Source organism: Leifsonia sp. Y862, from assembly GCF_057669585.1.
The window spans coordinates 356,437-383,107 of the sequence record NZ_JBYHFR010000001.1; the positions used below are offsets into that span (position 1 = coordinate 356,437).

The window sequence follows — 26,671 nt, forward strand, 5'->3', positions numbered from 1 at the left end:
AGTGTCTACGAGACATGAAAATTCCTCCGGTGTAGCCTCGAATTATGACGCCTGAGAAGCTGGCGAATCTGGTGCAGTTGCGCCGGGCGCGAGACCTGATCGATCGTGAGTATGCGCGTCCGCTCGACGTGCCGACCATGGCCAGGCGCGCGCTCATGTCGCCAGCGCATTTCTCGCGGCAGTTCAAGGCCGCCTACGGCGAAACGCCGTACAGCTACCTCATGACGCGTCGGATCGAGCGGGCCATGCAGCTGCTTCGGGCGGGAATGAGTGTGACGGATGCCTGCATGGCGGTCGGCAGCACATCCCTCGGTTCGTTCAGCTCACGGTTCTCCGAGCTCGTGGGGGAGTCGCCGAGCGCGTACAGCCTGCGTGAGCACAGCGCAGTGGAAGCGATGCCCGCCTGTGTTGCGAAGACGCACACGAGGCCGGCGAGGGCGGCACGGCCAGCAGAGTCGGCACCGGCAGCAGAGTCGGCACCGGTCGGCGAATCGAGCAGGATTCGAGAAGCCACAGGGACCGCGGCTGCCTAGCGTTGGTGCTATGACAATCGCACTCCAGTACTCACACATCACCGTCAATGACACAGACGAATCGCTGCCGTTCTATCGCGACGCTCTCGGGCTCGAGGTTCGGAACGACGTTGCGTCTGGTGGGTTTCGATGGGTCACGCTCGGCAGCCCAACCCAGCCGGGTGTGGAGATCGTGCTCTCCGAACCGCACGCCGGTCGGTCGCAGGCCGACGGCGATGCCCTGCAGGAACTCCTGACCAAGGGATCGCTGCCGAACATCGTGTTCCGCACCGATGATCTCGACGCTACGTTCGAGCGCATCCGCTCAAGTGGCGCAGAGGTGCTGCAGGAACCCATCGATCAGCCGTGGGGTCCACGGGACTCTGCGTTCCGCGATCCGTCGGGGAATATGGTTCGGATCCTGCAGGCATAACCGACCGTCAAGCTTCGTGCATATTTCTTGTGCATAGATATTGTGCATAGTCGCGGCGCCTGACACTATGGTGCCGTGACGGATGACGATCAGGCCTATGTAGGGATGCGACTCGACGAGCGAGCGGTGCGTGTTCTCGCGCATCCGCTGCGGTCGAGGATCTTGAGCGAGCTGCGCCTGCATGGTCCGGCAACGGCGACCATGCTTGCCGCAGCCCTCAGCACGAACACCGGGGCGACGAGCTACCACCTTCGCTCGCTGGAATCCGTCGGACTCGTGGCTGATACGGGAGAGGGCGTCGGCAAGCGACGCGAATGGCGTGCGGCGACGGACTACCACTCCTGGACGACCTCTGACTTTGCTGGCGATGAGGACGCGCAAACGGCTCTCGGGTGGCTGCGACGTGACTACGTGCGGCAGTTCGCGGCGCGTGCAGAGCACTGGCTCGATGTCGAGAGCGAGTGGCCGGCGGAGTGGGTGGACCACGTTGGGCTGAGCGACAGCCTCGTGGTGGTCACCCCTGAGCAGGCGAAGTCTCTGGCGGCTGACCTCGATGCCGTCCTGAACCGCTACCGAGGCGCCGGCAACGATGACCCGCGCGCGAAGCGGCTGCTCGTTGTGACTCACCTGAGTCCCGCCGAGCCTGACCAACCGCCGCAGCCAGGCGAGTGAGTCGGCGGTGACGACGCAACTGTCCGTCAGGGAAGCCGAGCATCGATTGCTGCTCCTGACGCTGACGCGCTGGCTTCCGGTCGGGATGGTTTTCGGGCTGACCGTGCTGTTGCCGTTGGAGCGAGGGTTGACCCTGGTGCAGGTCGGGTTACTGCTGTCTGTGCAGGGATTCGTTGTGCTCGGACTTGAGCTGCCGACCGGCGGACTGGGCGATGCGAGGGGCCGGCGGCCGGTGCTCATCGCATCCGGGGTCCTGGCGGTGCTGTCCACGGCATTGTTCCTCGCCGCTGACTCGTTCTGGGTGTTCGCTGTGGCAATCGTTCTGCAGGGCGTCTTTCGTGCGCTGGACTCCGGCAGCCTCGAGGCCTGGTTCGTCGATGTCGCCGAAGCCGTGGATGCGGCTGCGCCGATCAGCCGCGGGCTGAGTCGAGCTACGGCGCTGCTCGGTGTCGGGATCTCGGTCGGCGCCGTTATGGGTGGCGGTCTGGTGGCGTGGCATCCGTTTCAGGGGATGTCGGCCCTCGCGCTGCCGTTCATCGTGGCCACCGCGCTGTTCGTCGTTCATACGGTTCTGCTCGCTGTGCTCGTGAAGGAGCCGCGGCGCATGCGTGCTGCGGGGCGGACCGGCGGCGTCGGGCTTGGCGCGCTCCGTGATGTTCCTGGCGTCGTCCGGGCTGGGGTGAAGCTGGTGCGGGACTCGCCCGTACTGCGCTGTCTCGTGCTCGTTGAAGTGTTCTGGAGCGTCGCGATGGTTGCGTTCGAGACGCTGGCGCCGGTGGAGCTGGCAGATGTTCTGGGGAGCGAGCAGTCGGCTGGCGTGATTTTTGGGCCGGTCTCGGCTGTTGCGTGGGGACTCTTTGCGGCCGGGTCTGTGCTCGCCGGCATCGCCAGTCGGACAATCGGTGTGGCGTGGGCGGCGATCCTGGCCCGAATCTTCAACGGGCTGTTCGTGGTCGCGATGGGAATCGCCGGTGGGGTGGTCGGCCTGGTCGCCGGCTACTGGCTCGCGTACGTGGCGCATGGCGCAGCGGGCCCGATGCACAACACGTTGCTGCATCGGCAGGCGACATCCGCTAATCGAGGCACCGTTCTCTCGATCAACTCCATGGTGGGCGGAGGCGCGTACAGTCTCGGATTGCTCGCCTTGACCGGGCTGGTCGACGCGACAACTGCCGGTATCGCCGTCATCGTTGCCGGCGCGTTCAGCATCATCGGCGCCGCTCTCTACCTTCCCGCCCTGCGACAGGAGCGGGAGACGCGCGCCTCCTGAACATCTGCCCGTCTGACGTCTGACTCTTTGACCCGCCTGGCATGAATTGCATACCACTAGAGTCGAGCGATGGGGACCTCACACTTCGAAATTCGAGCGACGACCGAAGACGACTGGCAGAACGTCAGGGCGCTTCGGCTTGAGATGATCGCTGACACGCCGCACGCTTATGCCGAAACGCTGGCCGATGCGCTTGGTCACGATGAGGCAGAGTGGCGGATGCGAGGTCGTCGGGGAACAGATGGCCGCGGCACCGCGCTCGCGGCCATCGACGAATCCGGGCGCTGGATCGGCGCTATGGGCGGCTACTCAACGGCGGTGACGGGCCCGATGCTAGTCGGCGTCTACGTCACTCCCGAGTTTCGCGGGCGGCACGCCGGCGTGACGGATGCTCTCCTCACCGGCATCGAGGACTGGGCGCGAACGGAAAGCGATCGGCTGACCCTGCATGTGCACGAAGACAATGTACGGGCCCGTACCGCGTATGAGCACAGGGGCTTCGTAGCGACCGGAGCGGTGATTCCGTACGTGCTGGATGCCACGCAGAGCGAGCTGGAAATGATCAAGCCGCTCTAGCGCTGCGCCTGAGCGGCACGGCACTTGCACGGCACGGCACGTGAACGGCACGGTACCTGAATGGCATGGCATATGAACGGCATCGCATGAATCACAGCGACTCCCGCCCTGACGAGGGTGCACGTGACGAGCAGTTGGCAGCAGGCATCCGCCAGAGACTGGACCGTGCCGTCGACGCGCTGACCCGTGCCGGCGCGCGCGATGAATGGCATGCCACCTTTGTCGCTCCGCGCAAGGTGTTGTTGTTCACCAAGGCTGCGGCGCTGGTGCCGAAAGGTCGTGTCTGGCGCCTTGGTGTCTTTCTGCTTGGGCATGACGGCACCCTGTTTGCAACGGGCGCAACGACCAGGGCGGTGGAGCCGGGCCGGGCCGGCTACCAGTCGAACTCGGCCGAGGAGCGTCGCGGCTATCGCGCGGCCGCGATGAGGGGACCGTTCAGGAAGGGAGAGACGGTCAACTTCGACACCGCAGAGATCGTTGTGGATGCCGACCACCTTCGTTCCTCGACGGGCCCGCTGTTTCTCGCGGACGGCCGCGCACTGGTGCGCTGGAACAGCGCGGCAGACGACTCGACGGCCATCGACTTTGACAGCTATCTCTCCGAACGCGTGAGCTTCCTGCTCGACCCGCCCGGCGGCGCCTGAGCGGGAGCCGCTGCTGACGCAGCCTCTGGGGCCCGCCACTCGACAGGCACGTTCCGCATCACCAGAACGCTGTCGAGTGCTGCTGACCCAGCAGGCAATGCGGAGAAGAACGTGGAATCGACGGTGACGGGGCGGCCGGCCTCCACGCGCCACTGTGTCGTCGCCAGTTGAAGCCCCTCGAGCGTGCGCCCGTCGCGGGACGGAGACCAACCGACGGCGCCATTCTGGAAGAAGGCTGAGGCATCCGCCAGGGTGTCGAAGAGTGAACTTGACCACCTGTCGGTGATCTCAACATCGGCCAGGACGCTCGTCTGGGCGGCGGTCATGGCGACCTGCACTCGGTTGTCTGTTTCGGAGCCGGTGAACCGCGCGTGCCTGTGCACGCCGGGAAAGAGTCGGCCGCCGGCGGCAACAGGCAGCCAGGATGCGCTGTGGCGCTCTGGGATGTAGACGCCGGCGTGAGTGCCGGATTCGTCGTCCCATTCGACGGCGATGCGATGCGCCGCGTTCTCGGCGCTCCACCCGATTTCGGGGCGGACCCATGTTGGGCGTACGGCACCTAGTCGGATCAGGCAGATTCCCGCAACAGCGCTTCCGTCGACGAGTTGCGGACGAAGGGAATCGGGCAGGAGCGACTGGGCGACGTCCGGATCGACGCGATAGTTGATGAGCAACCGACGCTCGATCGTGGCGGCAAGTTGGGGCGTGGGAACTCTCATGCGGGGGACTCGCTCTCTGTCTGGGGTGCGTTCTTACGGATGCCGCGCAGCACTATTTGTTCCGGGCAGACAGTGGAGAGGAAGTCGCCGACCGACAGGGCAAGCCGGTCGCCGACGAGGGAGTACAGGATACGGTTCGAGTCGCGACGCTCTGTCACCAGGCCGGCCGCCCTGAGCACGCCGAGGTGTCGGGAGATGGTGGGACCAGAACTGGGAAAGCGAGCCGCAATCTCGCCAGCGGCCATCTCGCCGTCCTTCAGATCCTGCAGGATCTGCCGCCGAGTGGGGTGGGCCAGTGCGGTGAATACGTCCGTCGAGGTGTCCTGCATGTTAGTAATTTAGCACTAGTGCTAAATTGCGCAAGAGGCAATTGTCATGGGGCTTCGGGGGTAGGTCGGTGAGCCAGCAGCGAAGGGGCTCAAGATCGTCGTGCCTACCGCGGGGCCCCGCTAGGCTCTGGCCATGGTTGCCACACCACTCCGAATTGTCTGTCTGCTCTTTCCGAACGTGACCCAACTCGACCTGACGGGTCCTGCCCAGGTGTTGGCGCGCATCCCTAATGCCGAGGTGCATCTCGTCTGGCACGATCTCGCCCCGGTCGCGACCGACTGCGGCTGGAGCATCGTGCCGACCACAACATTTGATGATGCGCCTCAAGCCGATGTGCTGTTCGTGCCGGGGGGAGACGGCGCATTCGAGTGCTTTGACGATGCCGTTGTGCTCGACTTCTTGCGGCGGCAGGCAGCAGGTGCCCAGTGGGTTACCTCGGTTTGTACCGGTTCGTTTGCTCTTGCGGCGGCGGGGCTTCTGGCGGGCAAACGGGCAACGAGTCATTGGGCATCGCTGCCGATGCTGAGCGAATTCGGCGCGATTCCGGTGCGGGAACGAGTCGTCGTAGACGGCAACCTCATGACCGGGGCTGGGGTCACATCCGGCATTGATTTTGCGTTCACGCTCGCCGGGCTCATCGCAGGCGAGGAGGAAGCACGGCGCATTCAACTCGCGCTGGAGTATGACCCTGCGCCCCCTTTCAACGCCGGATCTCCTGACGACGCAGACCCGTCCGTTGTCGACTCCTTCAGGGCAGCGGTTGCCAAGAAGCGGATGCCGCGCGTGGCAGCTGCGGTGGCCCGCCTCAACCAGATCAGTGGGCGCGAGACGTCGGCTGCACCGAAAAGAACGGATGACAGCGTGGTGACCCTCATCCGCTCGGCGCTGTTATCCGATCGGGCCGAGTATGCGTATGCGGCGACCGCGCCCGCGGATGCGCGAATTGTTTATCTTGCCGGTGCTTGTCCTCTGGGCAGTGATGGCAGCACCGCCGGTGTAGGTGACTATGCGGCGCAGGCACGAAAGGCCGTGGAGAACATGCTTATTGCGCTGGATGCGGCGGGCGCCGGAATCGACGATGTCATCAGCACCCGGGTGCTTGTCGCGTCTTCTCATCAGTCCGATCTGGGAACCGCCTGGAACGTGGTTCGTGCGGCGTTTGGCGACCATGACGTGCCGAGCACTCTGCTGGGTGTGACGGTTTTGGGTTACGACGATCAGCTCGTTGAGATTGAGTGTGTCGCGGTCGTCAGGGACTGAGCTGGAGCATTCGCGCTAGTCGAGAACGCTGATGCGGCGCGGGTCAGAACGGTGGCGGGTCGTTCTCGTCCGGCTGTTGGATAACGGAAACGGTTCCAGCGGATGGTTGGGGCTGCGGCGGTTGTGGCTGCGATGGCGGTGGTTGCCACGATGACTCGTGGCGGCCGTCGATGGGCAGAGTCATCCCCACATCGCGGTGGTCGGGCCTGGTGGTGTGCAGTGTGCCGGTCGGGGATCGCCAGGTGAGGATTCCGCCGGCGTTTTGGGTGACGGTCCAGGTGGTGGCGTGTTTCATCCGGTGGCAGCGTTTGCAGAGGCAGGCGAGGTTTTGGGGTGTGCTGAGTCCGGCTGGCCATTCTTTGGTGTGGTCAGCCTCGGTGTGGGTGGCGGGTCTGTCGCAGCCGGGGCTGCGGCAGGTTCCGTCGCGGATTTGCAGCCAGGTGCGGAGGTCTTTGCCGATCTTGTACTTGTGTTGATTCATCGACAGGTATTCGCCGGTGTCTGGGTCGGTGAGTACCCGGAGGAATGACGGCGCCCGCAGGGTGAGTTCTCTGGCGGTGTCGGGGTCTATGGGGCCGTAGCCCTGCAGGAATCCGGGTTCGTCGCTGTGGCCGAGGAGCGTCATCGCGGAAACGGTGACGATGACGGTGGGGCGGATACCCCAGTTCGGCGCGCCCTTCCTGGCCCGCAGCGTCATGCGACCGGTGGGAAGCGGTGCTGCGGCACCGGCCTTCTTCCCGGTGCGCGTGGACTTGCCGGTGCCCGCGGACTTGCCGGTGCGCGTCGAGCGTTCCTCCCACGGCACGATTTCCATGTCGTCGAGCACGACGCCCTCGAGTAGCAGGGCGGCGGCGACATCGGCGCGGAGTTGGGTGAGGGTGCGGGTTTCACCGTCGCCTTGTTCGGCGGCGGCCAGGTCGGTGAGACGGTCGAAGATGCCCTTCGCTTTCGGGGTGGGTAGGTAGGCGTGGAGCCAGGCCATGCCGTCGAGGTCGGGCTCGAACACGATGCGCCGCGTGGACCGGGCATCGACGGTGCGGGTCACGATGGACTCCGGGTGCAGGCGTTCCCGGGCCTGGATGACTTTCTTTCGGAATATGTGCACGGGTATGTGGGGTGCCAGGGGCAGCACGGCGAGTTCGAAGGCTGCTCTGACCGAGGCGGGCAGGGCGCCGACCTGATTGATGATCACCGCGGCATGCCTGTAGGAGATGGTGGTGCTTTCCAGCGCGGCGAGCGTGGCCGGCAGATCGTTGACGAGCGTCTGGCTTTCGGAGATGAGTTTCCCGGCGGAGATCTGCGACTCGTTCTCTTGCGCGGCAACGAGCGAGGTGAACACGGCGGCAATCCAGCTGTTGCGTTCCCCGTCGGACATCTTCGGGTTTTTGAGGACGAAATCGTCGGAGAGTTCCGACCAGGCGCGGGCGATCTCCACGTGTCGGGCGCGGCGCGCGAGGAGCAACGTGATTTCGGCGTTGTCCTGCGCGACGTCGTCAAGGTAAAGCTGGGTGCGATCGGCGTAGCCGGGCGGGAGCTCCTCGGCGGACGTCGGCAGCGTCGGGTAGAGATGGTCGTGCAGGAATTCCGGATCGTCGTATCCGTCGGCCTCGAAGGCTGTGAGCACCTCGGCGTCGGTCATGCCCTCGAGCGGGGTGCCGTGGGAGTAGTGCAACGACGCACGTTCGGCGAGGGTGAACCGTGAGAGATCGAGGCCAAGATCGACGTCGGTGTCGAGCTCGGTCCCTGTCTCGGTGGTGATGAACGTTGCCTGGTTCATAGGTCTAGTCAACACCCGACCACTGACATTCCTACCGGGGGCGAACCCGGCTCAACGGATGCGCGTCGCAGTCGATTTTTAGGGCGTCGGCTTGACGGTTTCGAGACGACGGCTCCTTTGTCGCTGTCTCCTCAACCAGCGGCTTGCTTGTTTGCTGCTGTCTCTCTCGCATCATGCGCACCCGCGACTATGCCTGGGCGATTGAGGCGGTGCCGCATCGCCTCACGCCGTCGCTAACCTTGATGGATGACCGCAACACTCGTAGCCCAGGGCCTCGCCGGCGGCTACGCCCACCGCACACTGTTCGAATCGCTCGACCTCACCGTCGCCCCCGGTGACGTGGTTGGGGTGGTCGGCGTCAATGGCGCCGGCAAGTCGACCCTGCTAAAGATCCTCGCGGGTGTCGAGCAGCCGCAAGCTGGCACGGTCACACTCTCACCAGCGGATGCCTTCGTCGGCTGGCTTCCCCAAGAGCACGAGCGGGTGGCGGGGGAGACCATCGCGGGATACATCGCCCGCCGCACCGGCTGCGCAGAGGCGACGCGCGAGATGGACGAGGCTGCTGCCGCACTCGGCGACCCGAATCCGGCGCCACGGCCAGACGGTCTTGACACAGCGGATGCCTATTCCCTCGCCCTCGACCGCTGGCTCGCGAGCGGGGCGGCCGACCTCGATGAACGGCTCCCCATCGTGCTCGCCGATCTCGGGCTGCGCCTGGACGCGAGCACAGCCGACAGCGCAACAATCGCAAGCGGTGCAACCAGCACTGCCGGGGTCTCAGAAGACACCCTGATGACCTCATTGTCTGGGGGACAGGCGGCGCGAGTGGGCTTGGCCGCGCTGCTGCTGTCCCGCTTCGACATCGTGCTGCTCGACGAGCCGACCAACGACCTCGACCTCGATGGCCTCGACAGGCTGGAGTCGTTCGTGCAGGGACTTCGCGGCGGAGTGGTGCTGGTCAGCCACGACCGCGAATTCCTGGCGCGCTGCGTCACCCGCGTGCTCGAACTCGACCTCGCCCAGGGCGCCAACCGGGTCTTCGGCGGCGGTTACGACGCCTACCTCGAGGAGCGCGAGACGGCCAGGCGCCACAAGCGTGAGAAGTATGACGAGTTCGCCGACAAGAAGGCAGACCTGGTCGGTCGTGCACGCACTCAGCGCGAATGGTCGAGCCAGGGTGTGCGAAACGCTATGAAGAAGGCGCCGGACAACGACAAGATCAGGCGCAAGGCATCCGCTGAATCAAGCGAGAAGCAGGCGCAGAAGGTGCGCCAGATGGAAAGCCGCATCGCCAGGCTCGACGAGGTGGAGGAGCCGCGCAAGGAATGGCAGCTCGAGTTCACCATCGGCGCAGCTCCGCGATCGAGCACGGTGGTGTCGACGCTCAGCAACGCGGAGTTCCGGCAGGGCGACTTCACCCTCGGACCCGTCTCGCTGCAGGTGAACGCTGGAGAGCGCATCGGCATCACAGGGCCGAACGGCGCCGGAAAGTCCACGCTGCTGCGCGCCCTGCTCGACCGGCAGGCGCCAGACAGCGGCACGGCGAGCCTCGGCACCAGCGTGCGCATCGGTGAGATCGACCAGGCCAGGTCGTTGCTCGCCGGTGAGCGTCCGCTCGCGCTGAGCTTTGAGGAACTCGTGCCAGACCTGGCCAGCGGAGAGGTGCGCACGCTGCTGGCCAAGTTCGGGCTGAAGGCCGACCACGTCAACCGTCCGGTCGATGAGCTCTCACCGGGCGAGCGAACCCGCGCCGGCCTCGCGCTGTTGCAGGCCCGCGGCATCAACCTGCTCGTACTCGACGAGCCCACCAACCACCTCGACCTGGCCGCCATCGAACAGCTGGAGCAGGCGCTCGAATCCTACGAGGGCACCCTGCTGCTCGTGACGCACGACAGACGGATGCTCGAAAACGTGCACACAGACCGGCACTGGCGGGTGGAGGCCGGTCAGGTCACCGAGCTGTAGGCGCCCTGACCCGCCGTCATCCGCTGCCATTCGCCGTGCGTTCAAGCGGAGTAATTGCGAAACGCCGTGTGAACGTGGCGTTTTCAGTCGGCGAGTTGCAAAATCTCCGCTTGGAGGGGAGCGCTTGGAGGGGAGGTTAGCGGCCCTGACGCTTCTTGAACGGCTTGGGCTGGCCCTTGACCGCCGGGGTGCGGCCCTTGCCCTTTGACGCCTTGGCCTTGCCACCTGCCGGGACCTTCGGCGGCTTGACCGGCTCCGGCGCCGAAGCGATCTCTTGCTTTGCCTCCGCGAGGAAGAGCGAGCCGACCTTCGTCAGCTTCGTGCCCTCGGCCGTACGCGTGAAGAGCGGATGCCCGACCTCGGTCTCGAGCTTCTCAATCGATGAGTACAGCGAGGCAAGCGGAATGTTCAGTCTGTCTGCGGCTCTTGGAAAGTGCAGCTCCTCGGCGACGGCGACGAATTGCCGCAGCAGGGTGATGTTCACGAGGGAGCCTTTCGTTCGAACCGCGCAGTTCGCGGCCCGCTTCTAGGTTACGCGTCCGCACCGCGTCCGCTGCACCCCACAGAACACAGTGGCAGGATGACCCCATGGTCGAGATATCGGATGAAGACTTCGAGAACCTGGTTGGTGATGTCTTCGACTCGCTGCCTGATGACATGGTGGGCGATCTCCAGAACGTGGGGATCGTGGTGGCCAATCAACCGCCGGGGGAGCGGCCGCGCCTGTTCGGACTGTACGTCGGGCATCCGCTGACGACACGGGGCATGTACGGGTTCGGCGAGCTGCCAGACCGCATCACCCTGTACAAGAACAACATGCAGGAGCACTGCAACACTCTCGACGAACTGCGTGCCCGCGTGCGGATCACCCTCGTGCACGAGATCGGTCACTACTACGGCCTCGACGACGCACGGCTGCACGAGCTCGGCTGGGCATAGCCGCCGCAGTGAGGAGTGAGATGGGGTTTCGCGGAGTTCACGGCGGTCCGCAGCGCTAGGCTCTCCAATCGCGAGGGGAGCGATGTGAACGATGTCGGTGTGACGGAAGTGGGCGCCAGGCCCGATTGGGTGGTGTTGACCGAGGCGCGCACGGCCCACGGCGCCCGGCCAGGGCCTCCGTGGCGGGTCTTCGTCGAGGTGGGCATCATCTCCGCCCTCGTGATCATCGCTGTCGCTGTTGCGGCGGTGTTCGCTGCGAGCCGCCTCGCAGAGGACGAAGCCGTCCGCGAAGCCTCACGCACAACCACTGTGCTGGCAGATGGAATAGTCCAGCCGGTCCTGACCGACGGACTGCTCACCGGTGATCCAGCGGCCATTGCCGCACTCGACACCGCTATCAGGAACTCTGTTTTCAGTGACTCCGATCTCAGCGAGTCGGTCGTGCGGGTCAAGCTGTGGGATGCGACAGGTCGCGTGCTGTACTCCGACGAGCCTCGGCTCATCGGATCAACCTTCACACTCGGGGATGAAGACCGTGAGGCACTTGAATCCAGCAGAACGGATGCGGAGGTCTCCGACGTGCAGGCCCCAGAGAACCGCTACGAGGCCGACTCCGGCAAGTTGCTTGAGGTCTACCGCGCGGTCGAGACGCCATCAGGTGAAGCCCTGCTGTTCGAGGTCTACTTTCGGTACGACACGGTCACCGCGCGTGGCTGGGATCTCTGGCGGAACTTCGCGGTCGTGACCGCGAGCATCCTGCTGCTTCTCGCACTACTGATTCCTGTGCTGGTGCGGCTGCTGAGGGTTCTCCGCGCCTCACAGGCGCACCGCGAGGCACTCCTTCAGCACGCACTCGACGCATCAGGGGACGAATGCCGTCGCATCGCCGGCGCTCTGCACGACGGTGTCGTTCAGGAACTTGCCGCCACCTCATATTCGATCGCCGGCTCGGCCCTGCGAGCGTCACAGCTGGGCGACTCCGCGCTGTCGTCCGACCTGCACCTCGCGGAGTCCACCGTGCGCGGTAGTATCGGCGGCCTCCGGTCGCTACTCGTGGACATTTACCCGCCGAGCCTCGCCGCCGATGGCCTTCCGGCGGCTCTCGATGATCTCGCCGCGAGCATCCGTGCCAGGGGCATCGTTGTGGTTGTCGACCTCGATGATTACCTCGACAGCGGAAAGCCGCTGGGTACCGAGCACGAGCGACTCATCTTCCGGGTCGCACAGGAGTGCCTCCGCAACGCCGCGAAGCACTCCGCGGCAACGCGGGTCTTCCTGCGCCTCACCCGCTCAGGCGGCGACGGCGTTGCGCTGGTCATCGAGGATGATGGCACGGGTTTCGACGCCGCGGCGAAGCTCGCACGCCCAGAGGACGGTCATTTTGGATTGCGAGTGCTCGCCGACGCGGTAGCGGATGCCGGTGGCCGGCTGGAGCTCCGCACCGCACCGGGTCACGGCACGACGTGGCGACTGACGGTGGCATCGACATGACGTCAGTGCTGATTGTCGACGACCACCCGCTGGTTCGGGCGGGGCTCGGCGTTCTCATCGGCGCGACCACGGACTTGAGCGTGGTCGCGGAGGCCTCTGGCGGCGCGCAGGCGGTGGAGCTGGCCGTTGAACACCATCCAGACGTGGTGCTGATGGATCTCTCAATGCCGCTCATGGACGGAGTCGAGGCAACCCGCAGACTCCTCGCTGCACGGCCGGGAACGCGGGTCGTGATTCTCACCAGCTTCCAGGACCGTGATCACGTCGAAGACGCCCTGCGTGCCGGCGCCATCGGTTACCAGCTGAAAGACGGAGAGCCCGCCATGCTGTTGGCCGCCATCCGCTCAGCTGCTCGGGGGGAGGCTCCGTTCGACCCGCGAGCGGCCCTGGCGTTGCTGCCCGCTCCGGCGCAGACCCAACGAGAGATCGTGAGCACACGGGAAGAGCAAGTGCTCCGGCTGATCACCCGCGGGCTGTCGAACAAGCAGATCGGCGTGGAGCTCGGAATCGCAGAGCGCACGGTCAAGGTGCACGTCGGTCACCTGTTCCGCCGCATCGGGGTAGGTGACCGCACGAGCGCGGCGATGTGGGCGAGGGACAACCTGCCCGATAAGCGCTCGGCGGGAGACACCGCCTAGCCAGCGTGCGATGGTACTAGTCCCATGGTCTGATTGCCGGCGATCCAGGCGTCGCTGAGAGTGGAGGTGGGCACTCACCGGGTGCCCGTCCAGAGCTGCTCACCTCAGCTCGTCCCCGCGCAGCCCACCCAGGAGGACCTCGTTATGTCCCGCACGCGTTCACTAATCAGCATCGGACGGGCGAGCATTCTCATCGCCGCCGTCGCGATCACTGGCTCGCTCGCCATCGCCGCTCCGGCATCCGCCTCAGGTAAAACCTCAACGGGCGGTGACTTCGGCGTGACTGTCAACGGCCAGTCATACAACCCCGCCGTGGGGAAGTCGGTCGACCTCAAAGACCTCGTGGCCAGCGGCACGATTGCTGTGCGCGGCCGCCACGTGGGCTTTGATATCAATCCGTCGACGTTGGGCGTCTACAACTACACGCTCACCGGTGCCCCTGACGCGCAGCGCATGGTCACCGCGCCCACCGTGATCTTCGCGTCGAAGGTGCCGACGTTGACTCCCGCACAGCTCTCCGGCGCGAGGATCGCCGAGCTCGAGATCAAGGACGACACGCTCACGGTGAAGTTCACCACCTCGCAGGGCAAGTTCAAGATCCAGGCGAAGGACGGTGCGCAGGGCGGCATCTTCCAGATGGAGACCGAATTCGCCGGACCGGTCGAGTTCACCCACACCCTCGGCGCCGGCCTGTTCTACTTCGTGAACAGCTTTACAGGGAAGATCAACTTCGGCTCTGGCGTCGACGCAGTGACCACGGCGCAAGACCCGGCGAACGCCCATCAGATGCTGCTCGGCAAGGACAGCCCGCAGGTGGCGACGAAAACGTTGCAGACCGGCACCGTCACCAAGTGGGTCGTGCAGCCCGGTGGTCGGCTGGGCGGCGTGCTCGGTGAGGACGCGATCGAGCTCTCACAGGGTGCAACGAACTGCACCAGCCAGTGCCAGGCGCAGAATCAGATCCGTGGTTCGGTCGAGGTGCCACCGAACCCGGTCGACCCCACGCCGATCGGACGCTGACCCGCAGTATCCGGCCACAGCGAGAATCGCCGACCTGTCACACAGGTCGGCGATTCTGGGTGACAGGTCTGCATACACGACGAGTTTCGGGTCGCGGGCTGCCGAGCCGCTAGGCTGTGATCGCACAGGGTTTTCGCGCACTCAGAGAACCGGTTGCACCCATAACTGAACAACTGGCCATCATGGTCGATGCGGGAGAATTCGACGTCGCAAGACGAGCGAACACCGAAGGAGCAATCCTCCCCGACAATCTCTCAGGTACGCGTACCGCATCGAATTGGCCACTCTGAAAAGTAGTTGCGGCACCAACGCGACTCGCCCACGGTGAAAGTCACGCCCCAGCAATGGGTGTGGCGAAGCTCTCAGGCCTGACGACAGAGGGGGAGTTCCCACCGGGTTCAATCGAACCCGCGACTCTCGCCATCCTCGCGGCTGGTGACGACCGGAGAACTCATGACCTCTGCATCAGAAAACCAGACCGACGAGCGGCTCTCGCCCCTGCACGACGCTCACGTCGCCGCCGGCGCCAGCTTCACTGACTTCGCCGGCTGGCAGATGCCGGTGCGCTACACCAGCGACCTCGCAGAGCACCACGCCGTGCGCAGCAATGCCGGCCTGTTCGACCTGTCGCACATGGCAGAGATCCTGGTCGACGGCCCCGACGCCCCAGCCTTCCTCGACTACGCGCTCGCCGGAAAGATCTCGGCCACCGTGTACGGCCAGGCGAAGTACAGCCTGCTCCTGAACGAGGCCGGCGGCATCATCGACGACCTCGTCGTCTACCGCCTCGGCGACACCACCTTCCTCGTCGTCGCCAACGCCGGTAACCGTTTCCCCGCCGCTGAAGCGCTCAGCGCCCGTGCAGACGGCTTCGACGTGACCGTCACCGACCAGAGCGACGACATCGCCCTCATCGCCGTGCAGGGTCCCGCCGCCCGCGCCATCCTCGAGGCAACGGCAGGCATCGCCGATCTCGGCATCCCGCTCGACGAACTCAAGTACTACTGGTCAACGGATGCCACCTTCGCCGGCCTCCCACTCCTGGTCGCCCGCACCGGCTACACCGGCGAAGACGGCTTTGAGCTCTACATCCAAGCGGATGCCGCCCGCGCCCTCTGGGACGCCATCGTCGTCGCCGGCGCAGATCACAACCTGGTCCCAGCAGGACTTGCCAGCCGCGACACCCTGCGCCTGGAAGCCGGAATGCCGCTGTACGGCCACGAACTCGGCCTGGACACCTTCCCCGCCCAGGCAGGACTCGGCCGCGTCGTCGCCCTGGCCAAGGAGAACGACTTCGTCGGGCGTGCCGCCAGCGAAGCCGGTCCGGCAGCGGACGCCCGCGTGCTGGTCGGCCTGGTCTCAGAGGGCAAGCGCGCCGGCCGCGCCGACTACCCGGTGTTCGCAGCGGCAGACGCAGCGGCATCCGCTGAGCCGGTGGGCATCGTCACCAGCGGCGCCCTCTCACCGACCCTCGGACACCCGGTCATGATGGCCTACGTCAGCCCTGACCTGGCCGACGTCGGCACCGAGCTGTTCGTCGACGTGCGCGGAACGCGCATCCCGGCATCCGTCACAAAGCTCCCGTTCTACAAGCGCCAGAAGTAACTCGCTCACTCCCCGCCAGCACACCCCACTACCTCAGAGGACACCATGACTGACACGACAGCACTCCAGTACACCGCAGAGCACGAGTGGCTCCGCATTGATGCAGAGGCGAAGACCGCGACCGTTGGAATCACCGCGTACGCCGCTGACAAGCTCGGAGACGTCGTCTTCGTCGAGCTGCCCGCCGTCGGATCCAGCGTCGCCAACGGCACGGTCGTCGGCGAGATCGAATCGACGAAGTCGGTCGGCGAACTCTTCGCACCGGTCAACGGCACCGTCGTCGAGATCAACGACGCGGTCGTGGCCAGCCCTGAGCTCGTCAACAGCGACCCGTTCGGCGAAGGCTGGCTCATCAAGGTCAGCTTCACCGAGCTGCCCACGCTGCTGAGCTTCGACGAGTACTCCGCCATCGTCGGCGAGTAGCGCACTCAGCCACCAGCACCCCTCCCCAAACCAGTTCTACACACCAGGAACGCGCAGGTTTAGTACACACATGTCTCAGGCTTTTGCAGGGCGTCACATCGGTACGGATGCCGCAGCCCAATCACACATGCTCGCCTCACTCGGCTATGACTCTGTCGATGCGCTGGTCGAAGCAGCTATTCCGGCGTCGATCCACGTTGACCAGTTCCGCGTCGACGGCGACAGCACGCTGCCGCCCGCCGCGACTGAGCGTGAGGCCATCACCGAGCTGCGGGAGCTGGCAAACCGCAACACGGTGAAGCGCAGCATGATCGGACTCGGCTACTACGACACGATCACGCCAGCTGTGATCAAGCGCAACGTGCTCGAGAACCCGAGCTGGTACACGGCATACACGCCGTACCAGCCCGAGATCTCGCAGGGCCGCCTCGAGGCACTGATCAACTTCCAGACCATGGTCACCGACCTCACTGGCCTCGCCACCGCCAACGCCTCGATGCTCGACGAGGGCACCGCCGTCGTTGAGGGCATGATGCTGGCCCGTCGAGCGTCCAAGCTCACGTCGCCGCGGTTCATCGTCGACGCAGACGCACTGCCGCAGACCAAGGCGCTGCTCGTCAACCGCGCAGCGGCCGTCGGCATCGAGCTCGTCGAGCTCGATCTCGCCGCGCTGGGTGAGTCAGTCGAAGCCGCTCTCGGCGACCACTTCGGCATCTTCGTGCAGTACCCGGGCGCATCCGGTCGTGTCTGGAACCCGCAGGCACTCATCGCGGCGACCCAGGCACAGGGCGGCCTCGCTGTCGTCGCGGCCGACCTGCTCGCGCTCACCCTCATCGCCTCACCTGGCGACCTCGGAGCGGATGTCGCGGTCGGCACCAGCCAGCGCTTCGGCGTTCCCATGGGCTTCGGTGGCCCGCACGCCGGCTACATGGCCGTGCGCAAGGGACTGGAGCGTCAGCTGCCAGGCCGCCTCGTCGGCGTGAGCGTCGACGCCGCAGGCCACCCGGCATACCGACTGTCCCTGCAGGTGCGCGAGCAGCACATCCGCCGCGACAAGGCCACCTCGAACATCTGTACAGCCCAGGTGCTGCTCGCCGTGATGGCCGGCATGTACGCGGTCTACCACGGGCCGGCTGGCCTGAAGGCGATCGCAACCCAGGTGCACGAGAGCGCGAGCGAACTCGTGGCCGCACTCAGCGCATCCGGTGTGAGCGTCGAGAGTGACACCTACTTCGACACGGTTCGCGTGTCTGTTCCCGGTCGCGCGGCAGAGATCGTCTCCCGCGCAGCGGTCGACGGCGTCAACCTCTACCTCGTCGACGGCGACACCGTCGGCATCTCGGTGGACGAGACGACGACGCGCTCAGACCTCACCCGCGTCATCGGCGCATTCGGCGGGCGCAACGCCTTCGGCGCCGTTGACTTCGACGCCCTCGAGGGCGCGGCAGCCACGAGCGCAGCGACCAGCATTCCCACGAGCCTGGCGCGCACCAGCGAGTACCTCACGCACGCCGTGTTCAACACGCACCGCTCAGAGACCAGCATGATGCGCTACCTCAAGCGCCTCGCCGACTACGACTACGCACTCGACCGCGGCATGATCCCGCTGGGCTCCTGCACCATGAAGCTGAACGCTGCCACCGAGATGGAAGCCGTCACCTGGCCTGAGTTCGGCGGCATCCACCCGTTCGCGCCCAAGGACGACGTGGCCGGCTACCTCGAACTGGTCAGCCAGCTCGAAACCTGGCTGACGGATGTCACGGGCTACGCATCCGTCTCGCTGCAGCCGAACGCCGGCAGCCAGGGCGAACTCGCCGGGCTCCTCGCCATCCGCGGCTACCACCTGTCGCAGGGCAACACGCACCGCACGGTGTGCCTGATCCCGTCGAGCGCGCACGGCACGAACGCGGCCTCAGCTGTGCTCGCCGGCATGCGCGTCGTCGTTGTCGCCTGCGATGACCTCGGCAACGTCGACCTCGACGACCTCAAGGCCAAGATCGCAGAGCACGCAGAGAACCTCGCAGCGCTCATGATCACCTACCCCTCGACCCACGGCGTGTACGAGCACGAGGTGCCTGCCATTACGCAGGCCGTGCACGATGCCGGTGGCCAGGTCTACGTTGACGGCGCAAACCTCAACGCGCTGCTCGGATTCGCCCGCTTCGGCGACTTCGGCGGCGACGTGTCGCACCTCAACCTGCACAAGACGTTCTGCATCCCGCACGGCGGTGGCGGCCCAGGCGTCGGCCCGGTCGCAGCGAAGGCGCACCTCGCTCCCTTCCTGCCCGGCCACCCGCTCGCGCAGTCGAGCGAGCACTACCTGCTGGGCGCAGACCAGACCGCGAGCACCGTCGAACACGCGGGTGGTCCGGTGTCGGCCGCGCCATACGGCAGCCCGAGCATCCTGCCGATCTCGTGGGCCTACGTGCGCATGATGGGAGCCGACGGACTCAAGCAGGCGACGGCATCCGCTGTGCTGGCTGCCAACTACGTGGCAACGCGTTTGTCCGCACACTTCCCCGTGCTCTACGCGGGCGACAACGGGCTCGTCGCTCACGAGTGCATCCTCGATCTGCGCCCGCTCACCGAGGCAACCGGCGTCACCGTTGACGATGTGGCCAAGCGCCTCATCGACTACGGTTTCCACTCGCCGACCATGAGCTTCCCGGTCGCCGGTACCCTGATGGTCGAGCCCACAGAGAGCGAAGACCTCGGCGAGATCGACCGTTTCATCGACGCGATGATCGCCATCAAGGGTGAAGCGGATGCCGTCGCCGCCGGCACCTGGCCCGCCGACGACAACCCGTTGCGGAACGCTCCGCACACCGCGCGGTCAGTGATCGAGGGGGAGTGGGCACACGCCTACGACCGCGAGACCGCCGTCTACCCGGTGCGTGCGCTGATCCGCAACAAGTACTGGCCGCCGGTGCGTCGCATCGACCAGGCATACGGTGACCGCAACCTGGTGTGCGCCTGCCCGCCGCCGGAGGCGTTCGAGTAACCTCGCACCCGCACCACGCAGCCCTGCCGCGAAAGCGCACAATTGGTCGCTTCAGCTCTTCGCTGAACGACACATTGTGCGCTTTCGCGTTTCCCGGTGATTGAGGAGCGCCCGACGAAGTCGGCCGCGTCTCGAAATCCGGCGAGCCGATCTACGAATCGGACCCAAGGCCCAGCCCACAACGCGTCGCGCTCATCGAACGCAGCAATGCGCACACTGCAGTTACCGCGCAGCTGCGCCTGGACCGCGCAGCTGCGCCTGGACCGCGCAGCTCGACGCAGCTGGCCCGCGTGGGTCTCGAAACGGCCGTGAACGGCCTCCTCGACCAACGGAAGGCGCTACTCGGCGAATGCTAGCTAGCTGGCGCCAGGAGGTCCGGCCACCACGCCAATGCCAGCGGGTAGCCCACGAACGAGACGATGTCCAGGATCCAGTGCGCGATCACCAGCGGCATCACTCTGCCCCAGCGGGCGTAGCACCAACCGAACACCACTCCCATGGCCACGTTGCCGAAGAACGGTCCGATGCCCTGGTACAGGTGATAGCTCCCGCGCAGCAACGCCGAACTGATGATGATGCTCCACCGTGACCAGCCAAGCTCGGCCAACCGGGTGAAGAGGTAGCCAACCACGATGATTTCCTCGCTCAGTGCAGAACGCAGCGCAGAGAAGATCAGAACCGGAATCGTCCACCAGAACGTATCAAGGGGAGAGGGCACAACGGCCACGGTGAACCCGAGTGCCCGCCCGGCCAGATAGAGCCCGAGGCCAGGGATTCCAATCACGAGCAGCAGGCCGACGCCGGATGCCAGATCCCGGCCAGAGCGGGTGAAGTCGAACCCCAGCCGGGTGAACGAACTCTGCGCAGGGCGCCACAGCAGGTACAGCACCAGGGCGACGGGGAACAGGGCGAAGAAGATCCCCAGGAATTGATACGTGAAGTCGAGCCATTCCCTCGTCGACTGCGAGGCATTGAGCGTCGCAGACTGATTGGAAAGCGGAACCTTCTTCGTGAGCATGGCGATGATCGACACGATCGAATAGACAGCGGATGCCCCGAGCGACAGTCCGAGCACAATGGCGATTTCCCACCACAGCCGGATGCGAGCAACACGGGGCAGCGGGGGAGTGCTTGCCGTGCCCGCCGTACCTGCCGTGCCTCCGGCGGCGGCCGCCGGCTCGCTCACGATGCGCTCGGCATGCGACATGCTGGAGTGCCGCCGGGGAGGCGATAGCGATATTTTGCCACGAGTGCATACGCCACATCGGCCAGATTTGCCCAGAGCGGGGCGATCGCCAGCCAGCCCAGAAAACGGAGGACCCCAATCGGTTGCTGCCGCAGTATCGCCGCGACGGCACCGGCCCCTGAGTACTGCCTGTTGGCACTCACCAGCCACACCCGCGCTTGTGCGTCGGTAAGACTGAGGCCATAAGAGTCCAGATCAGCCCACTGAAACGGAACCGCTTCCGGCATGACGGGCAGCGATCGTTTCATCCACTCAACGGCCGTGGTACAGAATCCGCAATCGCCATCGAAGATGAGCACGGCGCCAATCGGGGCAGGCCGAGAGGACAGAGTGAAGGCTGACATGGCTCAATCATGACAGGCGATGGGGACGTGCACAGGGATGGCTTGCGTATCACATTTTTGACCGAGGACGCTCCAAACCGTCGCTTTCGCGCAAATGAGCGCAATTTTCTTGTGTAAAAGCCGAAAATGCCTCGTTTGCGTTACTTCTATGTAACGTTTCCTCGCTCAATTTGGTGCATGCAGGCGTGCAGTTTTAGTCTCATTGATAACTAGCGCGTCGGCCAGGTTCGTACTGTGCTGCCTCGCAACCCTTTGCACTGGAGGAAAATTGAAAATCAAGAAGCTTGGCATCACAGCCATTGCTTTGGCTGCGGTAGGAGCGCTCACGCTCTCCGGCTGCGCCAATGGGGACTCGTCCTCATCGGGTGCCACAGGCAACGCAACGTCAATCATCTCGGCGAACGGCTCTGAGCCGCAGAACCCGTTGATCCCGACCAACACCAACGAAGTTGGCGGCGGAAAGATCATCGACCTCGTCTTCGCTGGCCTGGTCTACTACGACGGAAAGGGCGCAGCCCACAACGACGTCGCAGAGTCGATTACGACCGAAGACAACATCAACTTCACCGTCAAGATCAAGCCCGACCTGACGTTCACCAACGGTGAAGCCGTCGACGCCGCGAGCTTTGTCAACGCATGGCAGTACGGCGCGCTGCTCAGCAACGCGCAGCTCTCCAGCTACTTCTTCGAGAACATCGAAGGCTTCAGCTACGACGAGGACAGCCCCCTCACCGGTCTGAACGTCGTTGACGACACCACGTTCACCGTGAAGCTCACGTCGGCACTGGCTGACTTCCCGCTGCGTCTCGGCTACTCGGCGTTCCTGCCGCTGCCCGCTTCGGCATTCGATGACATGGCTGCATTCGGTGAGTCACCGGTCGGCAACGGCCCGTACAAGCTGGCCACCGATGACGCTTGGAAGCACAACGAGCGCATCAGCCTCGTCGTCAACGACGAGTACGAAGGCGGCCGCAAGGCAGCCAACGGCGGAATCGACATCGTCTTCTACGCCAGCACGGATGCCGCATACTCCGACCTCCTCGGTGGCAACCTCGACGTTCTCGACGCTATCCCCGACGCCCAGTACGCAACGTTCGAGGGCGACCTCGGCGAGCGTGCAGTGAACCAGCCTGCTGCTGTGTTCCAGTCGTTCACGATCCCGGCACGCCTCGCACACTTCAGTGGCGAAGAAGGCGAGCTGCGCCGTCAGGCCATCTCCATGGCCATCAACCGTGAAGAGATCACCGACGTGATCTTCGAAGGAACCCGCACGCCGGCCTCCGACTTCACGTCACCGGTCATCGACGGCTGGTCAGACTCCCTGAAGGGCGCCGATGTTCTGGCGTTCAACGAGAAGAAGGCCAAGGAACTGTGGGCCAAGGCCGACAAGATCTCCCCGTGGACCGGTACCTTCCAGATTGCGTACAACGCAGATGGTGGACACCAGGGCTGGGTTGACGCAGTCACCAACAGCGTGAAGAACGTTCTCGGTATCGACGCATCGGGTGCTCCGTACCCGACGTTTGCTGAGGCACGTACCCTCATCACCAACCGCACCATCGAGACCGCCTTCCGCACTGGATGGCAGGCCGACTACCCGGGTCTGTTCAACTTCCTCGGCCCGCTATACGCGACCGACGCTGGCTCGAACGACGGTGACTACTCGAACGCTGACTTCGACGACCTCCTTGCATCAGGTTCGACGGCAACTGACGTCGAGTCTGCGAACAAGGACTTCCAGGCAGCACAGGAGATCCTCCTGAAGGAACTCCCAGCGATCCCGCTGTGGTACGCCAACGTAACCGGCGGCTTCGGCGAAGACGTCGACAACGTCACGTTCGGCTGGAACTCCGTTCCGCTCTACAACGAAATCACCAAGGGCTAATTTCAGCTCATTTGCGACCGGGGGTGGTGACAACAGTCATCATCCCCGTTCGTCGGTCAGGGGGCGCCCCTCAGTGCCTGCCTGGGCTCATGTAAAAAACATTGCATTAGCGCAGGTAACCTGTATGGGTGTTGGTTACCCGATAACAGTTAGGTTTCATTTCTCGCATGCCCACTTACCCCACTCCGCAGGCATAGCCGCCTCATGACCGGATACATTTTCCGCCGCGTCCTGCAGGCAATACCCGTGTTCTTTGGCACGACCTTCCTCATCTACTTCATGGTCTTTGCCATGCCGGGTGACCCGATCCTCGCGATGTTCGGCGACAAGACGCCCAACCCGGCAGTTGTCGAGCAGCTTCGCGCGCAGTATCACCTGGACCAGCCGTTCATCGTGCAGTACTTCATCTACATCGGTGGAATCTTCCGCGGCGACTTCGGTATCTCCTTCTCCGGAGAGCCGGTCACCGAGATTCTCGCCCGCACGTTCCCCGTCACGATCCGTCTTGCCGTTCTCGCACTGTTCTTCGAGACAGTCTTCGGCATCCTGGTCGGCCTCATCTCCGGTATCCGCAAGGGCAAGTTCTTCGATGGCAGCTCGCTCGCCGTCAGCCTCGTGCTGATCTCGCTCCCGATCTTCGTCATTGCCTTCGTTGCGCAGTACGTCTTTGGTGTGTGGCTCGGGTGGGCCAGAACCACGGTGGGCAGCGGTGCGCCGATCCAGGACCTGATCATGCCGGCCCTCGTGCTTGCAAGCATCAGCTTCGCGCAGATCGTTCGATTGACCCGCGCGTCTGTCATCGAGACCTCTGGTGCGGACTTCGTGCGTACCGCGTACAGCAAGGGCCTCAGCCGCAAGCGGATCATCCCTGTGCACATCCTGCGTAACTCGCTGATCCCGGTTGTGACGTACCTCGCCACCGACTTCGGTGTGCTGCTCGTGGGTGCCACCGTCACAGAGGGCATCTTCAACGTGCCCGGTGTCGGAAACACGCTGTATCAGGCGATCATCCGCGGTGAAGGACCGACCGTGGTTTCCTTCGTCACCGTCATGGTCCTGATCTACCTCGTCGTCAACCTCGTCGTTGACCTGCTCTATGGTCTGCTCGACCCAAGGATTCGCTATGTCAAGTAACTTCACGGAAGGAACGATCGACGACAAGCCGATCTACGTTCCTTCGCCTACCCACTTCGTTGCTCCGCTGGAGGAAACTCCTCTCGTCAGCATCGACGCCGTCAAGGTCGCTGAGAAGCCCAGCAACCTCTGGATCGACGCCTGGCGCGACCTCAGGGGCCGTCCGATGTTCTGGATCTCCGCAGCCTTGATTGTGCTTGTGGTGCTGGTTGCGCTACTTCCTGGCCTGTTCACGCAGACCCTGCCGAACAACAACTGCTTCCTGAGCAACAGCAACGGGGCACCGACTGCCGGACACCCGCTCGGCTTCAACAAGCAGGGCTGTGACGTCTACTCGCGGATCATCCACGGTACGTCCACCTCCGTGGCCGTCGGCATCATCGTGATCGTTCTCACCACGGTGCTTGGCATTGTGTTCGGAGCATTCGCCGGTTTCTACGGTGGATGGGTCGACGCGACGCTCTCACGCATCGGTGACATCTTCTTCTCGATTCCCTACATCCTCGCTGCCGTCGTCATCATGTCGGTGCTGTCCCAGTACCGGAGCGTGTGGTCGATTTCATTGGCCATCGGTATCTTCGCGTGGCCGTCTACAGCGCGAGTGTTGCGGGCCGAGATCCTGAGGGTCAAGAATGCCGATTACGTCATGGCGTCGACCGCTCTCGGACTCTCCCGGTTCAAGATTCTCCTGAAGCACGTGCTGCCGAACTCGATCGCTCCCGTGATCGTGATCACGACCATCTCGCTGGCCGCCGCGATCGTGGCAGAGGCGACCCTGTCGTTCCTCGGTGTTGGCCTCGGTGGCGACGTCATGTCGTGGGGTAACGACATCAGCCAGGCCCAGAAGGACCTGCGCACCGCGCCGCAGACGCTGATCTACCCGTCGATCGCCCTGTCCATTACCGTTTTCGCTTTCATCTCGCTCGGCGAGGTTGTTCGCGACGCACTTGACCCGAAGGCGAGGGCACTGCGATGAGCCAGACGCCAGACGCAGCAGTACACGGGCAGCAGCCGCTGCTCGAGATCAAGAACCTGCAGGTTGGGTTCCAGACGCAGAACGGCCTCGTTCCAGCGGTCAACGGCGTGAACATCACGATGATGCCTGGCGACACCCTCGCCATCGTCGGAGAGTCGGGCTCAGGCAAGTCGACGACCGCGCACGGCATCATCAACCTGCTCCCCGGCTCCGGCCGGATCACGGGTGGCGAGATCCTGTTCGAAGGACGCGACCTCACGAAACTCTCCGAAAAGGAGATGGAAGAGGTCCGCGGCCGCCAGATCGGTTTCGTACCCCAGGACCCGATGTCGAACCTCAACCCGGTGTGGAGCATCGGCTTCCAGGTCGAGGAGGCAATCCGTGCGAACGGTATCGCCAAGGGCAAGGACGTCAAGAAGCGCGCTATCGAGGTGCTGAAGGAAGCCGGCCTGTCCGACGCCGACAAGCGCATGCGCCAGTTCCCCCACCAGTTCTCCGGTGGAATGCGCCAGCGCGTGCTCATCGGTATGGGCCTGTCGTCGAACCCGCGCCTGCTGATCGCCGATGAGCCGACATCCGCTCTCGACGTCACGGTGCAGCGCGTCATCCTCGACCACATGGCGACGTTGACCCGCGACCTCGGCACCGCTGTGCTGTTCATCACGCACGACCTCGGCCTCGCTGCAGAGCGTGCTGAGAAGCTCGTCGTGATGTACAAGGGTCGCGTCGTCGAGTCGGGGCCGTCGAAGGAAATCCTGCAGAACCCGCAGCACCCGTATACGCAGCGCCTGGTCGCTGCGGCGCCGAGCCTTGCGTCTCGTCGCATCCAGTCGACGCACACGCCGCTGGCCAAGCTGAACTACACGGCGCCCAGCGTCGTCGAGACGGTTGACCTCATTGAGAACGCGGAAGTTCGTGCTGAGAAGCTCGCACTGAGCGTTCCCCGCGACACCGCCATTGAGGTTGTTTCGCTCGTCAAGGAATACAAGATCCGCGGGGAGAAGGGCGAGAGCCGTAACTTCAGGGCCGTCGACGATGTGTCATTCTCTGTCGAACGTGGCACGACGATGGCGCTGGTAGGCGAGTCGGGCTCCGGCAAGTCCACCGTTGCGAAGCTGTTGCTCCAGCTTGAGGGCATCACCGCAGGCCACGTCAAGATCGGGGGTGTCGACTCGTCGACGCTGAACCGTCGCCAGCTGTTGTCACTGCGCCGCACCATGCAGCCGGTGTTCCAGGACCCGTACGGCTCCCTCGACCCGCTGCGCAACATCGGCAACACGATCGCAGAGCCGCTCAACGTGCACAGGGTCGGCGACAGGGCATCACGTCGCGCCCGTGTGAACGAGCTGCTCGACCAGGTATCGCTGCCGACATCGCTCGCCACGCGCTACCCGAACGAGCTCTCAGGTGGCCAGCGCCAGCGCGTTGCCATCGCTCGTGCGCTGGCGTTGAAGCCCGAGATCGTGATCCTCGACGAGGCCGTGTCGGCTCTCGATGTGCTCGTTCAGGCCCAGATTCTGCGGTTGCTGTCTGACCTGCAGGCTGAGCTGGGGCTGACCTACCTCTTCATCACACACGACCTCGCCGTCGTCCGCGTGATCGCCGACCAGGTGTGCGTGATGCAGCGGGGCAAGATCGTCGAAAAGGCGTCTGTCGACGACGTCTTCGACAACCCGCAGCAGGACTACACGCGGGCATTGCTCGACGCAATCCCGGGTGCGAACATCATGCTCGGCGTATAGCAGCCGACGCAGTACCACGCGGAAACGGGTGGGAGGGGCTGATGCTCTTCCCGCCCGTTTTCCATATCA

At 64.5% G+C, this 26,671-nt stretch carries 25 protein-coding genes, 1 pseudogene and 2 riboswitches; of the genes and pseudogenes, 20 read left to right on the forward strand and 6 right to left on the reverse strand.

Features of this window, described 5'->3' with window-relative positions:
* Window positions 1-44: 44 nt before the first annotated feature.
* From AC25Z0_RS01665 to AC25Z0_RS01690, 6 genes are all read left to right on the forward strand, one after another.
* Window positions 45-533: a helix-turn-helix transcriptional regulator gene (locus AC25Z0_RS01665; RefSeq protein WP_488118528.1), complete on the forward strand. Its 489-nt coding sequence runs from the start codon at window positions 45-47 to the stop codon at window positions 531-533.
* 10 nt (window positions 534-543) lie between these two features.
* Window positions 544-945 (forward strand): VOC family protein, encoded by a 402-nt coding sequence (locus AC25Z0_RS01670; RefSeq protein WP_488118529.1) that lies wholly within the window; start codon window positions 544-546, stop codon window positions 943-945.
* Between the two features lie 75 nt (window positions 946-1,020).
* Complete coding sequence (locus tag AC25Z0_RS01675; protein ID WP_488132097.1) at window positions 1,021-1,617, forward strand: helix-turn-helix domain-containing protein; 597 nt, start codon at window positions 1,021-1,023, stop codon at window positions 1,615-1,617.
* A gap of 7 nt (window positions 1,618-1,624) precedes the next feature.
* Window positions 1,625-2,887: an MFS transporter gene (locus AC25Z0_RS01680; RefSeq protein WP_488132098.1), complete on the forward strand. Its 1,263-nt coding sequence runs from the start codon at window positions 1,625-1,627 to the stop codon at window positions 2,885-2,887.
* A 69-nt stretch (window positions 2,888-2,956) separates the two neighbouring features.
* Complete coding sequence (locus tag AC25Z0_RS01685) at window positions 2,957-3,463, forward strand: GNAT family N-acetyltransferase (RefSeq protein ID WP_488132099.1); 507 nt, start codon at window positions 2,957-2,959, stop codon at window positions 3,461-3,463.
* An 86-nt stretch (window positions 3,464-3,549) separates the two neighbouring features.
* The gene (locus AC25Z0_RS01690) at window positions 3,550-4,107 is read left to right on the forward strand and encodes a hypothetical protein (RefSeq protein WP_488132100.1); all 558 of its coding nucleotides are present in this window, start codon (window positions 3,550-3,552) and stop codon (window positions 4,105-4,107) included.
* Here AC25Z0_RS01690 and AC25Z0_RS01695 read toward each other — a convergent pair.
* Both AC25Z0_RS01695 and AC25Z0_RS01700 read right to left on the reverse strand, forming a co-directional pair.
* Window positions 4,056-4,826, reverse strand: coding sequence for a DUF2071 domain-containing protein (locus AC25Z0_RS01695; protein WP_488132101.1), 771 nt, complete (start codon window positions 4,824-4,826; stop codon window positions 4,056-4,058). The two genes, AC25Z0_RS01690 and AC25Z0_RS01695, sit on opposite strands and share 52 nt — an antisense overlap.
* Window positions 4,823-5,155 carry a metalloregulator ArsR/SmtB family transcription factor gene (locus AC25Z0_RS01700; protein WP_488132102.1) on the reverse strand — a complete coding sequence of 111 codons (333 nt, stop codon included), beginning with the start codon at window positions 5,153-5,155 and terminating at the stop codon, window positions 4,823-4,825. Before AC25Z0_RS01700 ends, AC25Z0_RS01695 begins: the two co-directional genes overlap by 4 nt.
* A gap of 133 nt (window positions 5,156-5,288) precedes the next feature.
* On the opposite strand from AC25Z0_RS01700, the pseudogene AC25Z0_RS01705 reads away from it, so the two are divergent.
* Both AC25Z0_RS01705 and AC25Z0_RS01710 read left to right on the forward strand, forming a co-directional pair.
* Window positions 5,289-5,771 (forward strand): annotated as a pseudogene (locus AC25Z0_RS01705) (DJ-1/PfpI family protein); the annotation flags it as partial.
* 198 nt (window positions 5,772-5,969) lie between these two features.
* Window positions 5,970-6,416: a RidA family protein gene (locus AC25Z0_RS01710; protein WP_488119502.1), complete on the forward strand. Its 447-nt coding sequence runs from the start codon at window positions 5,970-5,972 to the stop codon at window positions 6,414-6,416.
* 43 nt (window positions 6,417-6,459) lie between these two features.
* Here AC25Z0_RS01710 and AC25Z0_RS01715 read toward each other — a convergent pair whose 3' ends face one another.
* On the reverse strand, window positions 6,460-8,193 hold the full coding sequence (locus AC25Z0_RS01715) for an HNH endonuclease signature motif containing protein (protein WP_488132103.1): 1,734 nt from the start codon (window positions 8,191-8,193) through the stop codon (window positions 6,460-6,462).
* Window positions 8,194-8,439: 246 nt separating this feature from the next.
* On the opposite strand from AC25Z0_RS01715, the gene AC25Z0_RS01720 reads away from it, so the two are divergent.
* The gene (locus tag AC25Z0_RS01720; RefSeq protein WP_488132104.1) at window positions 8,440-10,158 is read left to right on the forward strand and encodes an ABC-F family ATP-binding cassette domain-containing protein; all 1,719 of its coding nucleotides are present in this window, start codon (window positions 8,440-8,442) and stop codon (window positions 10,156-10,158) included.
* Between the two features lie 136 nt (window positions 10,159-10,294).
* Here the strand turns inward: AC25Z0_RS01720 and AC25Z0_RS01725 are convergent, their stop codons facing one another.
* On the reverse strand, window positions 10,295-10,642 hold the full coding sequence (locus tag AC25Z0_RS01725) for a LysR family transcriptional regulator (protein WP_488118538.1): 348 nt from the start codon (window positions 10,640-10,642) through the stop codon (window positions 10,295-10,297).
* A gap of 104 nt (window positions 10,643-10,746) precedes the next feature.
* On the opposite strand from AC25Z0_RS01725, the gene AC25Z0_RS01730 reads away from it, so the two are divergent.
* The 7 genes from AC25Z0_RS01730 (at window position 10,747) to gcvP (ending at window position 19,275) form a co-directional block, all read left to right on the forward strand.
* On the forward strand, window positions 10,747-11,097 hold the full coding sequence (locus AC25Z0_RS01730) for a metallopeptidase family protein (protein WP_488118539.1): 351 nt from the start codon (window positions 10,747-10,749) through the stop codon (window positions 11,095-11,097).
* Between the two features lie 84 nt (window positions 11,098-11,181).
* Window positions 11,182-12,588: a sensor histidine kinase gene (locus AC25Z0_RS01735; protein WP_488132105.1), complete on the forward strand. Its 1,407-nt coding sequence runs from the start codon at window positions 11,182-11,184 to the stop codon at window positions 12,586-12,588.
* A complete protein-coding gene (locus AC25Z0_RS01740) occupies window positions 12,585-13,226 on the forward strand; it encodes a response regulator (protein ID WP_488132106.1) in 642 nt (213 codons plus the stop codon). The genes AC25Z0_RS01735 and AC25Z0_RS01740 overlap by 4 nt, the downstream gene beginning before the upstream one ends.
* A 144-nt stretch (window positions 13,227-13,370) precedes the next feature.
* Window positions 13,371-14,246 carry a hypothetical protein gene (locus tag AC25Z0_RS01745; RefSeq protein WP_488132107.1) on the forward strand — a complete coding sequence of 292 codons (876 nt, stop codon included), beginning with the start codon at window positions 13,371-13,373 and terminating at the stop codon, window positions 14,244-14,246.
* A 182-nt stretch (window positions 14,247-14,428) separates the two neighbouring features.
* A riboswitch (glycine riboswitch) is annotated at window positions 14,429-14,526 on the forward strand.
* Window positions 14,527-14,634: riboswitch (glycine riboswitch) on the forward strand.
* A gap of 65 nt (window positions 14,635-14,699) precedes the next feature.
* Entirely contained in the window at window positions 14,700-15,851 is a 1,152-nt protein-coding gene (gene gcvT, locus AC25Z0_RS01750; RefSeq protein WP_488132108.1) for a glycine cleavage system aminomethyltransferase GcvT, read from the forward strand.
* A 45-nt stretch (window positions 15,852-15,896) separates the two neighbouring features.
* Window positions 15,897-16,274, forward strand: coding sequence for a glycine cleavage system protein GcvH (gcvH, locus tag AC25Z0_RS01755; RefSeq protein WP_488132109.1), 378 nt, complete (start codon window positions 15,897-15,899; stop codon window positions 16,272-16,274).
* A 70-nt stretch (window positions 16,275-16,344) separates the two neighbouring features.
* Window positions 16,345-19,275 carry an aminomethyl-transferring glycine dehydrogenase gene (gcvP, locus tag AC25Z0_RS01760; protein ID WP_488132110.1) on the forward strand — a complete coding sequence of 977 codons (2,931 nt, stop codon included), beginning with the start codon at window positions 16,345-16,347 and terminating at the stop codon, window positions 19,273-19,275.
* A gap of 352 nt (window positions 19,276-19,627) precedes the next feature.
* Here gcvP and AC25Z0_RS01765 read toward each other — a convergent pair whose 3' ends face one another.
* The gene (locus AC25Z0_RS01765; protein ID WP_488132111.1) at window positions 19,628-20,482 is read right to left on the reverse strand and encodes a CPBP family intramembrane glutamic endopeptidase; all 855 of its coding nucleotides are present in this window, start codon (window positions 20,480-20,482) and stop codon (window positions 19,628-19,630) included.
* Window positions 20,458-20,865 (reverse strand): thiol-disulfide oxidoreductase DCC family protein, encoded by a 408-nt coding sequence (locus AC25Z0_RS01770; protein ID WP_488132112.1) that lies wholly within the window; start codon window positions 20,863-20,865, stop codon window positions 20,458-20,460. The genes AC25Z0_RS01765 and AC25Z0_RS01770 overlap by 25 nt, the downstream gene beginning before the upstream one ends.
* Before the next feature lie 268 nt (window positions 20,866-21,133).
* Between AC25Z0_RS01770 and AC25Z0_RS01775 the strand changes: the two genes are divergently transcribed.
* The 4 genes from AC25Z0_RS01775 (at window position 21,134) to AC25Z0_RS01790 (ending at window position 26,602) form a co-directional block, all read left to right on the forward strand.
* Window positions 21,134-22,750 carry a peptide ABC transporter substrate-binding protein gene (locus tag AC25Z0_RS01775; RefSeq protein WP_488132113.1) on the forward strand — a complete coding sequence of 539 codons (1,617 nt, stop codon included), beginning with the start codon at window positions 21,134-21,136 and terminating at the stop codon, window positions 22,748-22,750.
* A gap of 204 nt (window positions 22,751-22,954) precedes the next feature.
* Window positions 22,955-23,884, forward strand: coding sequence for an ABC transporter permease (locus tag AC25Z0_RS01780; protein WP_488132114.1), 930 nt, complete (start codon window positions 22,955-22,957; stop codon window positions 23,882-23,884).
* Entirely contained in the window at window positions 23,874-24,860 is a 987-nt protein-coding gene (locus tag AC25Z0_RS01785) for an ABC transporter permease (RefSeq protein ID WP_488132115.1), read from the forward strand. Before AC25Z0_RS01780 ends, AC25Z0_RS01785 begins: the two co-directional genes overlap by 11 nt.
* Window positions 24,857-26,602: a dipeptide ABC transporter ATP-binding protein gene (locus AC25Z0_RS01790; RefSeq protein WP_488132116.1), complete on the forward strand. Its 1,746-nt coding sequence runs from the start codon at window positions 24,857-24,859 to the stop codon at window positions 26,600-26,602. The genes AC25Z0_RS01785 and AC25Z0_RS01790 overlap by 4 nt, the downstream gene beginning before the upstream one ends.
* Window positions 26,603-26,671 lie beyond the last annotated feature (69 nt).

Bases quoted from the DNA above. Each gene is read 5' to 3' on its own strand.
- AC25Z0_RS01740 (WP_488132106.1), top strand. From the start codon at position 12,585: ATGACGTCAGTGCTGATTGTCGACGACCACCCGCTGGTTCGGGCGGGG.
- gcvP (WP_488132110.1), top strand. From the start codon at position 16,345: ATGTCTCAGGCTTTTGCAGGGCGTCACATCGGTACGGATGCCGCAGCC.
- AC25Z0_RS01770 (WP_488132112.1), bottom strand. From the start codon at position 20,865: ATGTCAGCCTTCACTCTGTCCTCTCGGCCTGCCCCGATTGGCGCCGTG.
- AC25Z0_RS01670 (WP_488118529.1), top strand. From the start codon at position 544: ATGACAATCGCACTCCAGTACTCACACATCACCGTCAATGACACAGAC.
- AC25Z0_RS01700 (WP_488132102.1), bottom strand. From the start codon at position 5,155: ATGCAGGACACCTCGACGGACGTATTCACCGCACTGGCCCACCCCACT.
- AC25Z0_RS01745 (WP_488132107.1), top strand. From the start codon at position 13,371: ATGTCCCGCACGCGTTCACTAATCAGCATCGGACGGGCGAGCATTCTC.
- gcvH (WP_488132109.1), top strand. From the start codon at position 15,897: ATGACTGACACGACAGCACTCCAGTACACCGCAGAGCACGAGTGGCTC.
- AC25Z0_RS01765 (WP_488132111.1), bottom strand. From the start codon at position 20,482: ATGTCGCATGCCGAGCGCATCGTGAGCGAGCCGGCGGCCGCCGCCGGA.
- AC25Z0_RS01715 (WP_488132103.1), bottom strand. From the start codon at position 8,193: ATGAACCAGGCAACGTTCATCACCACCGAGACAGGGACCGAGCTCGAC.
- AC25Z0_RS01685 (WP_488132099.1), top strand. From the start codon at position 2,957: ATGGGGACCTCACACTTCGAAATTCGAGCGACGACCGAAGACGACTGG.
- AC25Z0_RS01790 (WP_488132116.1), top strand. From the start codon at position 24,857: ATGAGCCAGACGCCAGACGCAGCAGTACACGGGCAGCAGCCGCTGCTC.
- AC25Z0_RS01785 (WP_488132115.1), top strand. From the start codon at position 23,874: ATGTCAAGTAACTTCACGGAAGGAACGATCGACGACAAGCCGATCTAC.
- gcvT (WP_488132108.1), top strand. From the start codon at position 14,700: ATGACCTCTGCATCAGAAAACCAGACCGACGAGCGGCTCTCGCCCCTG.
- AC25Z0_RS01780 (WP_488132114.1), top strand. From the start codon at position 22,955: ATGACCGGATACATTTTCCGCCGCGTCCTGCAGGCAATACCCGTGTTC.
- AC25Z0_RS01690 (WP_488132100.1), top strand. From the start codon at position 3,550: ATGAATCACAGCGACTCCCGCCCTGACGAGGGTGCACGTGACGAGCAG.
- AC25Z0_RS01665 (WP_488118528.1), top strand. From the start codon at position 45: ATGACGCCTGAGAAGCTGGCGAATCTGGTGCAGTTGCGCCGGGCGCGA.
- AC25Z0_RS01730 (WP_488118539.1), top strand. From the start codon at position 10,747: ATGGTCGAGATATCGGATGAAGACTTCGAGAACCTGGTTGGTGATGTC.
- AC25Z0_RS01695 (WP_488132101.1), bottom strand. From the start codon at position 4,826: ATGAGAGTTCCCACGCCCCAACTTGCCGCCACGATCGAGCGTCGGTTG.
- AC25Z0_RS01720 (WP_488132104.1), top strand. From the start codon at position 8,440: ATGACCGCAACACTCGTAGCCCAGGGCCTCGCCGGCGGCTACGCCCAC.